General features: G+C 59.1%; 12 protein-coding genes. 7 read left to right on the top strand and 5 right to left on the bottom strand.

From position 1 onward, the window contains the following. Nucleotides 1-291: 291 nt before the first annotated feature. The 3 genes from BTE54_RS23085 (at nucleotide 292) to BTE54_RS23075 (ending at nucleotide 3,494) form a co-directional block, all read left to right on the top strand. A complete protein-coding gene (locus BTE54_RS23085; protein WP_078054289.1) occupies nucleotides 292-1,785 on the top strand; it encodes a leucyl aminopeptidase in 1,494 nt (497 codons plus the stop codon). A gap of 25 nt (nucleotides 1,786-1,810) precedes the next feature. Further along, nucleotides 1,811-2,260, top strand: coding sequence for a DNA polymerase III subunit chi (locus BTE54_RS23080; protein WP_003520745.1), 450 nt, complete (start codon nucleotides 1,811-1,813; stop codon nucleotides 2,258-2,260). A gap of 205 nt (nucleotides 2,261-2,465) precedes the next feature. Further along, nucleotides 2,466-3,494 carry a sensor domain-containing diguanylate cyclase gene (locus tag BTE54_RS23075; protein ID WP_078054091.1) on the top strand — a complete coding sequence of 343 codons (1,029 nt, stop codon included), beginning with the start codon at nucleotides 2,466-2,468 and terminating at the stop codon, nucleotides 3,492-3,494. A 31-nt stretch (nucleotides 3,495-3,525) separates the two neighbouring features. Here the strand turns inward: BTE54_RS23075 and BTE54_RS23070 are convergent, their stop codons facing one another. Further along, entirely contained in the window at nucleotides 3,526-4,452 is a 927-nt protein-coding gene (locus tag BTE54_RS23070; protein ID WP_078054090.1) for a Gfo/Idh/MocA family oxidoreductase, read from the bottom strand. A gap of 327 nt (nucleotides 4,453-4,779) precedes the next feature. Between BTE54_RS23070 and BTE54_RS23065 the strand changes: the two genes are divergently transcribed. Beyond that, entirely contained in the window at nucleotides 4,780-5,967 is a 1,188-nt protein-coding gene (locus tag BTE54_RS23065; protein ID WP_078054089.1) for a GGDEF domain-containing protein, read from the top strand. Between the two features lie 106 nt (nucleotides 5,968-6,073). Continuing rightward, nucleotides 6,074-8,014 (top strand): bifunctional diguanylate cyclase/phosphodiesterase, encoded by a 1,941-nt coding sequence (locus BTE54_RS23060; protein WP_078054288.1) that lies wholly within the window; start codon nucleotides 6,074-6,076, stop codon nucleotides 8,012-8,014. A gap of 35 nt (nucleotides 8,015-8,049) precedes the next feature. Here BTE54_RS23060 and BTE54_RS23055 read toward each other — a convergent pair whose 3' ends face one another. Then, entirely contained in the window at nucleotides 8,050-9,933 is a 1,884-nt protein-coding gene (locus tag BTE54_RS23055) for an ABC-F family ATP-binding cassette domain-containing protein (RefSeq protein WP_078054088.1), read from the bottom strand. A 69-nt stretch (nucleotides 9,934-10,002) separates the two neighbouring features. After that, complete coding sequence (locus BTE54_RS23050; RefSeq protein ID WP_198939214.1) at nucleotides 10,003-11,049, bottom strand: GGDEF domain-containing protein; 1,047 nt, start codon at nucleotides 11,047-11,049, stop codon at nucleotides 10,003-10,005. A gap of 258 nt (nucleotides 11,050-11,307) precedes the next feature. Between BTE54_RS23050 and BTE54_RS23045 the strand changes: the two genes are divergently transcribed. After that, nucleotides 11,308-12,003, top strand: coding sequence for a glutathione S-transferase family protein (locus BTE54_RS23045; protein WP_065654073.1), 696 nt, complete (start codon nucleotides 11,308-11,310; stop codon nucleotides 12,001-12,003). Nucleotides 12,004-12,106: 103 nt separating this feature from the next. Beyond that, nucleotides 12,107-12,529 (top strand): nucleoside-diphosphate kinase, encoded by a 423-nt coding sequence (ndk, locus tag BTE54_RS23040; protein ID WP_003496769.1) that lies wholly within the window; start codon nucleotides 12,107-12,109, stop codon nucleotides 12,527-12,529. Between the two features lie 317 nt (nucleotides 12,530-12,846). Here the strand turns inward: ndk and BTE54_RS23035 are convergent, their stop codons facing one another. Then, the gene (locus BTE54_RS23035) at nucleotides 12,847-13,359 is read right to left on the bottom strand and encodes a hypothetical protein (protein ID WP_078054087.1); all 513 of its coding nucleotides are present in this window, start codon (nucleotides 13,357-13,359) and stop codon (nucleotides 12,847-12,849) included. Further along, a complete protein-coding gene (locus BTE54_RS23030; protein ID WP_198939213.1) occupies nucleotides 13,356-13,916 on the bottom strand; it encodes a CGNR zinc finger domain-containing protein in 561 nt (186 codons plus the stop codon). Before BTE54_RS23030 ends, BTE54_RS23035 begins: the two co-directional genes overlap by 4 nt. Between the last annotated feature and the right edge of the window lie 22 nt (nucleotides 13,917-13,938).

Genomic DNA, 13,938 nt, shown 5'->3' with positions numbered 1-13,938 from the left:
TGTTCGACATTGTTTTTCCGTGCGATCGCTCGCCGAGTTTCCGCCTATCTAATCGCATCGTTTGCAATTGGCTATTCCGGCGTGCTCACAAATATGTTTTGCGCGATGATTTTTCCATCGCCTGTGTCTTTTTGTGGAACAAGCTGTCGGTTTCATGACGCGATTTCGCATTCCACAAAAATGCCTTTCCTTTAACGACTGTAGGCCTTTAAAGAATGCGGGGTTGCGCCCGGGGCCGAAAAGGCCATGATCATGCGCATCGTGCAAGTCGTAGAAGAAGAGCAGGAAAACATGTCCGCCAAATTCGATATTTCTTTCGCCAATTCCGCCGCGCTTGAAAACGCGCTCGCCGTTGTGCTGCAGGCTTCGGGCGAGGCGCAGGCCGTCGCCGGCGCCTCCGAGGCCGATCCGGGCGGTGTGATCGAAAGGGCGGCGAAGATTTCGGGCTTTTCCGCAAAATCTATGACGACGCTCGACGTGATCGCGCCGCAGGGTTCCGCCGCCGACAGGCTGCTCGTCATCGGCCTCGGCAAGCCCTCGAAACTGGTCGCCCATGACTGGCTGCGCGCCGGCGGCACCGCCGCCGCCAGTTTCAAGAAGGCGGACAGGGTCGTCATCTATCTCGATGCGCCGGGCGTAGAGGTCGGTGCGCAGGCGGCTGCGGATTTCGCGCTTGGCCTGCTGCTGCGCGCCTATAGCTTCGATGCTTACAAGACCAAGAAAAAGTCCGACGAAGAGAAGACGCCGAAGAAGGTGGAGATCGTCATCGTCACGGCCGCCCATCAGGAAGCGGAAAAGGCTTTTGCCGTCTCCGAGGCCGTTGCGGGCGGTGTTACCCTGGCGCGCGATCTCGTCAACCTGCCGCCGAACGCTCTCGGTCCCGTCGAATTTGCCGAAAAGGCGGAGGAACTGCGCAAGCTCGGCGTCGAGGTGGAAGTCCTCAGCGAGAAGGAGCTGAAGAAGCTCGGCATGAATGCGCTTCTCGGTGTGGCGCAGGGATCGGCGCGCCCGCCCAGACTTGCGGTGATGCAGTGGAACGGCGGCAACAAGAAGGATGAGCCGATTGCCTTCGTCGGCAAGGGTGTCGTTTTCGATACCGGCGGCATTTCGCTGAAGCCCGGCCTCAATATGGAGGATATGAAGGGCGACATGGGCGGGGCGGCGGCCGTGACCGGCCTGATGCATGCGCTGGCCGCCCGCAAGGCCAAGGCGAATGTGATCGGCGTCATCGGCCTTGTGGAAAACATGCCTGACGGCAATGCCCAGCGTCCAGGCGATATCGTCACCTCCATGTCCGGCCAGACCATCGAGATCATCAACACCGATGCCGAAGGCCGGCTGGTTCTGGCCGATGCGCTCTGGTACACCAAGGATCGCTTCAACCCGAAATTCATGGTGAACCTCGCCACGCTGACGGGCGCGATCACGGTGGCGCTCGGCAATCTTCAGGCCGGTCTTTTCTCCAATGACGACGAGCTTGCAGCGCGCCTCACGCAGGCGGGCGATGTGACGGCCGAAAAACTGTGGCGCATGCCGCTCGGCAAGGATTACGACAAGATCATCGATTCCAAATTCGCCGACATGAAGAACAGCTCGGGCCGTCTGGCGGGTTCCGTCACGGCCGCGCAGTTCCTCAAGCGTTTCGTGGGTGAAACCTCCTGGGCGCATCTCGATATCGCCGGCACCGCCATGGGTTCGCCGCTGACCGAGATCAACCAGTCATGGGGATCGGGCTACGGCGTCAGGCTGCTGAACGAACTCGTTCGTGCCTACTACGAAGATTGAAGCGAGCGGAGCGGCACGTCTGCGGATGACTGAAATTCTGTTCTACCATCTGACGGAATCGAAGCTGGAGGATGCGTTGCCGCCCTTGCTTGAGAAATCGCTGGAACGCGGCTGGAAGGTCGCGATCCAGACGGTGGGCGAGGAGCGCCGTGATTTCCTCGATACGCATCTGTGGACCTTTCGTGACGACAGTTTCCTGCCGCACGCCACCGATACTTCGCCCGCACCGCAAAACCAGCCGATTCTCCTGACGGCGTCCGACGAGAACGCCAACGCGGCAAGTGTCCGCTTTCTCGTCGATGGCGCCGAGCCGCCGGCGGTTGAGGCCTATGAACGTATCGTGTTCATGTTCGACGGATATGATGCCTACCAGCTCGAAATGGCGCGGAATCACTGGAAAAGACTGAAAACAGAGGGGCATTCCCTGACCTACTGGCAGCAGTCACCTGAAGGCCGCTGGCAGAAGAAGGCCTGATCGCACCCCCGATTGTGCATCCCGACGATTGGTTCCATACGCAAACAGACCGGCAAAAATTCGCACGTGGCGTCAATTGCGGGTTTTTGCATTATGCGCTCGAAGGAATCCTGCGGGAATGGGCTTTCGCTTCGAGCGAGGCGGCTGGTTTGACCTGCTCTGCCTCGGGCGGCTTCCTGTGACGCAACAGCAGAAGGACATGAGTATGGGACAGGCGATATCGCGACCGGCGGGAGAAACCGAGCGCCTGGTCGCGGTGCGGTCGATCATGTCTTTCAAGAATGCCGAGATGCCGGAGCTGAGAGTGCTGTCGCAACTGGGGCAGGGGGTTTTTGGCGTGGCGCGTGCGGCGGTCAGTATTATCGATGAGGATTGGCTTCATATCGCCGAGCAGGCGGGAATGCAGCTGTCGGAATGCCCGCGCGATCTGTCGATCTGCAACCGCGTCATCGCCAAGCAGGATGTGGTGGTGATTCCCGATCTCACCGAGCATCCGCATTTCCGCTTCATGCCCTATGTGAAAGAGGGGCCGGAGCTGCGTTCCTATGCGGGTGCGCCGATCGAACTTGAGCCTGGTCTTGTTGTTGGCGCCTTTTGCCTGGTCGATACGGTGCCGAGAAATTTTTCCCGCATCGAAATCGAAAATCTCAGACATTTCGCGTTGCTGGCGGCTGCATTGCTGCGGCTTCAGAAAGCCAATTTCACCATGAGTCTGGCCGAACGGGAATTGCGCGATGCGGCGATGACCGATCCGCTGACCGGGTTTTACAATCGCAAGGCGCTGGAGGCGATTGTCGACGGCCAGCTCGGCGCGGCCCTGCGTGCAAACGAGGCCTTCGGTGTGCTCTATCTTGATCTGGACGGTTTCAAGACCATCAACGACACGTTCGGCCATCCTGCCGGTGACCGCGTTCTGACCGCTGCCGCCGGACGTATCCGCAAGGCAATCCGCAAGGAGGATATCGTCGTGCGCATGGGCGGCGATGAATTCGCGATTTTTATACCGCGGCCCCGCAGCCCAGATGTCATGAGCGGAATGGCGGACCGGCTTCTGGCCGCTTTCCGAAACCCCTTCGACGTGGACGGGCAGGACGTGGACGCCCGTCTTAGCATTGGCGGCGCGCTTGCTCCGCAGGCGGGTGCCGACCGGGCAACGCTGCTATCCAGCGTCGACGAAGCGTTGTATCAGGCCAAAAAATCAGGGCGCGACCGTTTCGTCAGCCGCGCCCTTTGAGGCATTGTCCTTCGGGAAGCGTTTCGGCTTCTCAGTCGTAGAAGGAATCCACGAATTTGTGGCGGCCGAGCAGGAAGGCGTCGGCCACGTGGGTCAGCGGCGCGAGATCGACATCGGAACGGCCAGCCTTGATGATTTCCGAGAAACGCTCGTAAAGGGCAGGATATTCCCGCTCCGGCTGGGAGAGTTTTTCTTCGCCATTGATGGCAAGCTTTGCGCCGCCTTCAGAAAGCACCATCCGTCCCGCTGCCGTCTCGGCAACGATATCCCAGCTCTGCTTGCCGGTCTGGCGCCAGTCGAATTCGGCATGGACGGGCGTTTTCGCCACATCGGAAAAATGCAGATCGGCAGCGATCGGGGCGTCGCGGTTTTCCGGGAACTCAAGCGTCGCCTTGGTCAGGAACAGCGCGCGCGGCAGGATATGGGTGATGATCGAAAGCGCATTGATGCCGGGATCGAACACGCCAAGACCGCCCGCCTGCCAGATCCAGGCCTGGTTCGGGTGCCAGTGGCGCACATCCTCTTTCCAGATGACATGCACGCTGTCGATTTTGGTGGAAGCCAGAAACGCCTTCGCAGCCTCGACCGCCGGGGCATAACGCGAATGCCAGCTTGCAAAGAGCGAAAGGCCCTTCGAATCCGCCAGCCGGACGAGATCCTGCACCTCCGAAAGGGTGGCGCCCGGCGGCTTTTCGAGGAAAACGTGCTTGCCGGCATTCAGCGCCGCGTAAGCCGCCTCGTAACGATATTGCGGCGGCATGCACAGCGATACCGCGTCGATAGCAGGCACGGCCTCCAGCATGGCCTCGATGGTGCCATAGGAAGCGACGCCGTCCACGGTGCCGTGGCGGCTTGCGGTGCAGATCAATTCAAAATCCGGATTGCCTGCAATGGCGGGAAGATGCTGGTCGCGAACGATTTTGCCGACGCCGACGATGGCAAGCTTGGTGGCTGACATGAAGTGGAACCCGTGTGTGAATGCTGTCTGAGATAAAGTGTGATTTTTACAGGTTTTTAGCAGAAACGCCCGAAGGAGCAAGGCGATCGTTTCGGCGCGAATGGTCTTTCCAGAAAGCGCGACGTCTCGACAGTATCCGACAGTGACTTCGCATTTCCACGCGACCTGAAATATATAAATTAATATTGCATTTTTATTGGAATTTTTCCTTTTTTCGGCTGTTGAAATGCGGATTTTGATGTATATCTTGGTATTAATATAATTTATTTATTCTAATATAGTTATTTCAAAGATCGGATTGTGGTGGTTTTGTTTAAATCTGACCGATTGTCTGGCTTCGTTCAGAAAGTCAACGAAAGCAACCACCAATTCAATACATATGGGCTGATTTTCGGCGTCGTCCTCTACAATCTCTACATATTGGTGGATCTCAGTCTGGTGCCCGAGATCATCTGGCTTGATCTGGTCGTCCGCCTGATTATTGTAACGCCGATTTTATTTCTTTATTTTCCGGTGCGATATTATGCGATCGGGCTGCGGCCGGATGCGGTCGCCCATGAGGTGCTTCACGGGCTGGGCTGCATGTTGGTCGTCGCATCGATCATGTTCATCTATGCCAATGCTCGGACGTCATCCGCGAGCGAATATTACATCGGTATCGTCACCGTCGTCATTTACATGAATACGATCCATCGCAAACCGTTTCCCCTCGCGGTCATGGGTACGGTCGGGTGCATGGTGGTATTCATTGTCGGCATGCGGTATGTCACGGTGACGAGCGAGGTCGCCAAGTTGCCCGCGATCATGTGTTCCGTTGGCATCAGCGCGGTTTCGCTGTTTGCGGCCTATCGTATCGAGCAGGTGGAGCGGCGTGATTATCTGGCGTCGCTGCGCGAAAAAATGTTGTTGCAACAAATTCAAAGCGCAAACCGGGTACTTCAGCAGCTCTCCAATACCGATCAGCTCACCGGTATCCGCAATCGCCGCAGCTTCGACGAGGCGGCGAGCGAGGCTTCTGCCGGCAGCGGCAGGCCGCGGGCTCTCATCCTTCTCGATGTCGACTATTTCAAAAACTATAATGATTCCGAAGGCCATATTGCCGGCGATGACTGCCTGCGCAGGATCGCCGGACGTCTTCGCAGCGCCCTGCGCAGGGACGATGGCGACAGAAGTTTCGTCGCGCGTTACGGGGGCGAGGAATTCGTCGTCCTGCTCGACGATTGCGTCACTTCCGCTGCACTGGCGATAGGGGAAAGACTGAGATTGGCTGTGATCGACGAGGCAATACCCCATCTTAACCGCCCCGACGGGCGGGAAATCGTCACCGTCAGCCTCGGGATCGCAGTCTCCGGTGACGGCGGGGAAGTTATCTACGACATGGTCAACCGGGCCGATACCGCGCTTTACGAGGCCAAGCGCCAGGGAAGAGACCGGCTGGTGCTGGCCTCCGGCCCTACGGAAGCGATTGCCGGGCCAACAGGACCTTATGACGCCGAAGCCGCAATGTCGGCATAGGCGGCTCAAGGCTGGGCGATATTTGATAAGTCCTGCATTGAGCGGGAGTTGTGAAGTCCATGAACCGGAATTCCGGTGCCGCAACACATGACGACAGGTAATGCAGATGATGGAATTGATCGCCGCACAAGCGGCAGCATCCGCTGCCGAACTTCCCTTCCTCCTGCTTCAGGCGGCAGCCGTTGTCGGCATGGTGTCCGTGCTGATTCTCCTCCGGCGAAACATCGCCCTCGAGGATCCCCGCTATAAGGTCTATTATGGCATCGTGTTCGGCGTGGCGGGGTTTCTGCTCGCGATGCTGGTTTCCGAATTCATCAAACTTCCCTCCAAGCCCTATATCCGCACGGAATTGCTGTTTCTTGCCGGGGTGCTGGGCTCATGGCAGGGCGGGTTGATCACCCTGGTTTTCGTGGCGGTCGGGCGATATGTCTTTGGCGGTCCCGCGCTGTTTCTTGCGGCCTTGCAGGACATGGTCGTCATTTCGGCCTGCGGCGTCGCCATGTATGGCTGGATGCGCAACCGGCGCCTCGCCGATATCGGAAATCGGGATATTCTTATCGTCTGTGCGGCCAGATTCATGACCGCACTGCTGGCCATCACAATTTCGTTCGCGCTGGGTTTAATCGATCACGCACTGTTCGTAAGCGCACTCGGGCGCCGGACAATAGGCGCCGCCTCCATTGGTTTGCCGATGATCGTGTGCCTGTTCATCCTCTTGCGCAGCGAAGCGCGGGCCCGGGAAGAGGCAAGGAAACGAGAGGAGGCAGCAAGAACGGATTCGTTGACTGGTCTGCCCAACACGCGGGCGCTTAAGGACCATATGGAAAAAGTCATGCGGCAGGAACCGGCGGTTCCGCACGCCCTTGTTCTGATCGAGATCGTCAATATAGCCGATGTCGCCGCCTGCGAGGGAGAAGACTGGAGCGATCTTTTCTGGCCCCGGCTGGCGCGGGAGATCTGCGACGGGGACTACGGCGTCCTTTGCGACATCAATGCGCCCTGTAGCTTCATGTTCGGCGATACGACACTTGCAGTCGTCATGCAGGGGATTTCGCTTGAAAAGTCCGAAAGCACGAAACTCATAATGCGTCTGCATGAGGGTTTGAGCACGTTTTGTCGCTCGGCGGAGGCAGGGCCGGTCCCGCATCTCAAAATCGGCGCGGCAAATCTGGACAAGCTTTCGCAACGGAACGTCGCCTCCTTCCTCAGGCACCTCAGCCTGGCGCTCAAGGGCAGCGATCATCCGGTGCAGATTTTCCCCTTCTCCTTTGCCGAGAAAGCGACACTGGACGAGGCGGTGCGGCAGATGCTGGTCAACTGGATCAAATCCGGCACGCCGCCCATTTGTTATCAGCCGAAATTCGAAATGCGCAATCGCCGCATGATCGGTGCCGAAGCGCTCCTGCGCGCGGTCGACGCGCGGGGGCAGGCGCTTTCGCCTTATTATGTGCTGGAAATCGCCGAACGCCATCGGCTGCTGGTGGAATTCGAATGGTCGACGATCGAGGCCGTCGTGCGCGATCTTCGCGACCTGCACGGCCTCGAGGCGGATTTTCATCTGGCGGTGAATATTTCCGCTTCGTCCTTTGCGAGCGCGCATTTCGCAGACCGGGTCGTGGCGCTGCTGCACGAAATGGCGGTGCCGGCGTATCGCCTTTCAATCGAAGTGACGGAGATGAGCAGGATACCGACCACCGATGTCGTACAGCAGAATTTCGATACGCTGATTGCCGAAGGCGTCCGGCTGGCGCTCGATGATTTCGGTACCGGTTATGCTGCCCTCACGTTGCTGGCGCGGTTCCCGTTCGAAGAGGTTAAGATCGATCACTGGATGACATCGAGGCTCGACCAGTCACGGTTCAGGGAGGCCATTGCGCTCGCCTTCGAGAGTGCGGAGCGTTACGGCGCAAAGCTGGTGACGGAAGGCATAGAAACCGAGGAACAGAGCCGGCTCCTGATGCAGATGGGCATTCGCTTCGGGCAGGGTTATCTTTATTCCCCCGCCGTACCGCTCGACCGCCTGCAACCGCGCAGGGCATGCGCCTAGAACATATCCAGTTTAACTGAAAGCGCAGTCGCGCATCACCCCGCCATTGCTTCTTCATATTCGCTCGAAAGCAGCAGCCATTGCTCCTCCGCATCCGAAAGCTTCGCGGCGGCCTCGCCGCGCTCCTTCACTTTCTGTGCGGCCTTGGCGGGCGCTTTTTCGTATAGGACGGGATCCGCCAGCTCGGCGTCGAGCGACTGAATCAGTTTCTCAAGCTTCGCCGTCAGGGATTCGATTTCGTTGATCTTTTTCTTGAGCGGTGCGAGCTGGGCGCGCTTTTCCGCGCTTGCCTTGCGTTGATCGGCTTTGGAGGCCTGATCGGCCACGGCGTCGGTCTTGTCTTCCTTTTTCTTACCGGAGGAAACGACGAGATCGCGATATTCCTCCATGTCGCCTTCGAAGGTCTTGACCGTTCCGTCAGCCACCAGCCACAGCCGGTCCACTGTCGCCTCGATGAGATGGCGGTCGTGCGAGATGAGGATGACCGCGCCGCTGTAATCGTTCAGCGCCTCGATCAGCGCACCGCGGCTGTCGATATCGAGATGGTTGGTCGGTTCGTCGAGGATGAGCAGGTTCGGCGCGTGGAAGGCCGCAAGTCCCATCAGAAGCCGTGCTTTTTCACCACCGGAAAGGTCCTTTGCCGCCGTCGCCATCTTTTCGGTTGCGAGACCCATCTGCGCCACGCGGGAGCGCACCTGTGCCTCTGGCGCCAGAGGCATCAGCTTGCGCACATGTTCGACCGGCGTTTCATCCGGCACGAGGTCATCGAGCTGGTGCTGCGCGAAGAAACCGATCTTCAGGCCAGGGGCGACGCGAAGATCGCCCGCCTGCGGCGCAAGGCGGCCGGAGATGAATTTCGCGAAGGTGGATTTGCCGTTGCCGTTGGAGCCGAGCAGCGCAATGCGGTCGTCATTGTCGATCCTGAGATTGAGCTGCTTCAGGATCGATTTGCCCGGCTCGTAACCCACAGCCCCGCCATTGATGGCGACGATGGGGGAGGCGGGCTGCTTTTCCGGCTCCGGGAAGGTGATCGGCTGGACGTGATCCTCGATCACGGCGGCGACGGTGCCCATGCGCTCCAGCGCCTTGATGCGGCTCTGCGCCTGCCGCGCCTTGGTGGCCTTGGCGCGGAAACGGTCGATGAAGCTTTGCAGGTGTTTGCGCGCGGCGTCATTTTTTGCCTTCGCCTTCATCTGCAATTCGTCGTTTTCGGCCTTCTGGCGCTCGAACTGATCGTAGCCGCCGCGATAGAAGGTCAGCTTCTTCTGGTCCAGATGCACGATGGAGTTGACGGCATTGTTGAGAAGATCGCGGTCGTGGCTGATGATGATGACGGTGTGCGGATAACGCCGGATATAATCCTCAAGCCAGAGCGTGCCTTCGAGGTCGAGATAGTTGGTCGGCTCGTCGAGCAGCAAAAGGTCGGGTTCTGCAAACAGCACGGAGGCAAGCGCCACGCGCATGCGCCAGCCGCCGGAGAAGGAGGAGGCCGGGCGAAGCTGCGCTTCGTGATCGAAACCGAGACCGGCAAGAATGCTGGAGGCGCGCGCTTCCGCCGAATGGGCGTCGATATCGACGAGCCGCATCTGGATTTCGGCGATACGGTGCGGATCGGTTGCGGTTTCCGCCTCGGCCAGAAGCGCGCTGCGCTCCTTGTCGGCCGAAAGCACGATGGAAATCAGCGATTCTTCGGTGCCTGGGGCTTCCTGCGCCACCTGGCCGATGCGCGCCTGTTTCGGGATTGTCACCGAACCGCTTTCCGCCGAGAAATCGCCGGTGATGACCCGGAACAGGGTGGATTTGCCGGCGCCATTGCGGCCAACAAGGCCCGCCTTCACACCGGCGGGAAGCGTCACGCTGGCATGGTCGAGAAGCAGACGCCCGGCGATACGGGCGGAAAGATCGGTAATCGTAATCATGGCGCCGTTTTGGCCGAACTGTCTGGCCAAGGCAAGAGCGCCCGCGCCACATCGGGCGAGATTAAACTGTCAATCGCCGAGCTGCGCCAGATAGCTGCTGCGGCTATGCTGCGCCACCTCCCGCGAATAACCGATGACACAGTTGCGCGTGCCGCAGCGTGCCGAAAGCAGAGCGAGTTCGGCATGGCTGAAAAATTCGGCGGGCGTTGCGGTTCCGTCCACCGCAGCGACGCCGATTGAAACGGTCAGATGTTCGCCGTCTCCTTCCTGCGTCACGAAACGCAGCGCCTCCACGCTTTGCCGCAACCGCTCGGCAATGGCCTCGGCCGTGTTCTGCGGCACGCCGGCAAACAGGAAGGCGAATTCATCGCCACCGATACGGGCGACGAAATCGTCCTTCTTGATGGTTTTGCGAAACAGGGCGGCGAGACGCCGTAATGCCTTGTTGCCGGCGGCGGAGCCATATTTGCCGTTGATTTCCCGGAAATGGTCGATATCCAGCAGCACCAGCGAGGTGGCGGATGCGGCCCGGTCCTTTGGAAAAAGAGCGCCAAGCTTTTCGAGAAAGGCCGCCCGGTTTGGCAGTGCCGTCAGCACGTCGCGCAGCGAGGCGGCCTGAAGCTCCCCCCGGTTTCTTTCAACCTCGCGGATTTTCACCAGCCCCATGGCGATGAAATGCCGAAGGCTCGTCTGTTCTTCGTGGATATCGCCCAGCAAATCGATGAAGCGCTCCGTTGCGGGCGGCTCGCCATCCTCATTCTGCGCAAGGCTGGCCAGAAAGGTTTCGGTGCGCTGAAGGCTCGCCTCCAGCCGCGCGGAAATCTGCGTCAGTGTATCGAAGGCCTCGCTTGCCATCTGTTCGGCTTCGATGCGCGAAAAGCCGGGCAGATTGTGCCGCTGGCCGATGATGTCGATTTCATGCTGCTGCGGCGCATTGCCAAGCGCGAGAATGTCACGGCCCATGGCCGGATTGTGTCCGGACAATATTTCATAGATCAATTCATAATTGCGCGGCAAAGGTGCAATGTTCATCTTGGCGATGAACTGCGTGATCTTGGTAACGACAAGAGCGCTTCTTGCCTGCTCGCGTTTTTTATCGCCCGCCGATGTCGTCACTGACAGCCCCAATAGCAATGGATTATTATGAATGGACCGGCGATAACCGATTGTTGAACGGCGTTATTCTTACAAGCGACGGTTTAAAATAGAATAAATCCACAAGGAATTTTGCCGTCCCGAAGCATGTATTCCGCGTTGCGGAAGGCGGGTGTGCCCCAAGCGTTCCTTGATCGATAATATGACAAATCCTGATTTGATTTCGGGCGACGACCGTTTTTATATCGCTCCATCGATGTTGCAGAAGAGGGGCAGCCCATGACGACTTCCAGAACGCTCTATTCGCTATGCGGAAGCGACACTTCCCGGCCATTTTCTCCCCATTGCTGGAAAACCGTGCTTTCGCTGGCGCATAAGGGGCTGGATTTCGAGGAGCGGCCTTTACCCTTCACGGTGATCCCGACAGTAGAGGACGGTTTTTCGAAGACCGTGCCGATCCTGCGCGATGGCGACGAGCTGATAAGCGACAGTTTCGAAATCGCGCTTTACCTGGACGAGGCTTACCCGGAGCGGCCGTCGCTGTTCAACGGCGAGGGCGGCAAGGCCATGGCCCGTTTCGTCGAAAGCTGGTCGCAGACGGTGCTTCACCCGGCCATCGTACGTATCGCCGTGCTCGATATCCACAATATGCTGGATGAGCCGGACCGCCGTTATTTCCGCGATAGCCGCACGAAAGCGCTCGGCCGTCCGCTCGAGGATGTGGTGGCGAACCGCGAGGCGGAAATCGCAGCCTTTCCGGCATTGCTTGCGCCGATCCGGCGTATGCTGAGCTTCCAGCCTTTCATCGGCGGCACATCGCCGCTCTTTGCGGATTACATCGTGTTCGGCGCGCTGCAATGGGCGCGGATCACCACCGGGGCGGATTTGTTCGCCGATAACGACCCCGTGCGGGACTGGTTCGAAGGCTGCCTCGATCTCTACGATGCGAGAGGCCGCAGTGTGACAGCGGCGTGAAATGTCTGGCATCATCGTCGCAATCTCGTCGATCCCCCTTGTTTTCGGGCCTTTGGGCGGGTAAAGACCGCCCACTTTCTCTGAAGGAAAAGGAAACGGACATATGGCGATTGAACGCACATTTTCGATGATCAAGCCGGACGCAACCAAGCGTAACCTGACGGGCGCGATCACCAAGGTATTTGAAGACAACGGCCTGCGCGTCGTCGCCTCCAAGCGCGTCTGGATGAGCAAGCGCGAAGCCGAAGGCTTCTACGCCGTTCACAAAGAGCGTCCCTTCTTCGGCGAACTCGTTGAAGGCATGACTTCCGGCCCGACCATCGTTCAGGTTCTGGAAGGCGAAAACGCCATCCTCAAGAACCGCGAAATCATGGGCGCCACCAACCCGGCCCAGGCCGCGGAAGGCACCATCCGCAAGACCTTCGCGCTCTCCATCGGCGAAAACTCCGTTCACGGTTCCGACGCTCCGGAAACCGCCGCACAGGAAATCGCCTACTGGTTCGCCGAAACCGAAATCGTCGGCTGATTCAAAATCTCAACGGCTTGAATCGCTGTTGCAGGCGATTGTGTGAAGCTGCTGAAAAGACTCGAAGAAACGGAGCCGAAAGGCTCCGTTTTTTTTGTTTTGGAGCGCTGCCTGCAAGACGGTGCGTTCTGCGGAGACCTCATTCCATACTCCGTCACCCCGGACTGGATCCGGGGTCCAGCGCGATCAAGTCCTTGATCGCAAAGACTCTTACGCCACGCAGACGCGCGGCTGCTGGATGCCGGGTCAAGCCCGGCATGACGGAAGTGAGGTTTGCCACCCCTACAGAGAACTGAGCCTAAGGCTGCAATTTTTTGTTAGGACGCCGGACACCCCTGAACGGGCCGCATATCCGTCGTGCCATCCGGTTTGAACACCTCCGGATTGGGCGTATAAAGCGGGCCGACCACCAGCGGCTTGGCGGGAAGAAGCGACTGGTCGGTGTCGGAGCGGATCGTGGTTTCGATGGTCTGGAGAATGTCGCCTTCCGGCCCCTTGATGCGGATGGTGACCTTGTAGGGCCGGTCCTGCTTCACGCATTCCACCGGTGGGCTCTGAACCGTGATCTTTTCGTCTTTCGGGAAAATCTTCTCGCGGCTGGTGAGGTCTGGACCGCCGCGCGGGTTTTCGAATGTCGCTTCCACCGTGCTGCCATCGCGAATGCGGGCGATGCGCTGAAGCGTCACCAGATAGGTGGCGATGGCGACGCGATAGTTGAAAACGAACATCCGGCCGGAAACCTTCGCCACTTCGCGCGGTTCTTCCCGCTGGCAGCCGGAAAGAGCGAGCATCCCCGCAATCGCCAGCAAGGGAAGGGCAATTCTCTTCATGACCGCACATCCTTCTTCCTGTGATAGTGCCGGCTGGCTTTCTGCCGGTTGCCGCACACCGCCATATCGCACCAGATACGGCTTCTGTTCTTGCTGCGGTCGATGAAAAGCCAGCCGCAATTGCCGCAGATCCGCAGCCGCTCCCGTGTCTCGCCGGCAAGTAGCGAGAGGGCGGAATGGGCGGTGGCGTTGCCGAGGCTTTCGGCAATCGGAAACGTCCGCAGTGCCGTGCCGCAGGCGAAGAGAAGTCCGGCCAGCCTGCCGTCGCCATCGTCGCCGCCGGTAATGGCGGCGCGGAAATAATCGTCGACGGCCTCGCGAAGATCGAGAAAAACCGCCTGCTTTTCCGCCTCGGGCGCGATGAGCGTGGGAAACCTGTCTCGTTCCGCACCGAGCCTTGTGGCCGCTTCGGCAAAGGCCGCGATCTGCGCCGGCACGGCAAAACGGTCGACTGATTTTGCCGCATCCGAGCGCAGGATCACGCTGTTGGCGACATCCAGCGCCAATGCGCCGCCTGCGAAACGATGTTCTGTCCAGCGAAAGGTCATGCCGCACATTATAACTGTCAAAATGAGTTTT

Source organism: Agrobacterium sp. YIC 4121 (assembly GCF_002008205.1).
Taxonomy (GTDB): Bacteria; Pseudomonadota; Alphaproteobacteria; order Rhizobiales; family Rhizobiaceae; genus Agrobacterium; species Agrobacterium leguminum.
Note: the sequence above shows the minus strand (reverse complement) of the source record. Positions and strands in the feature narration are given on the sequence as shown.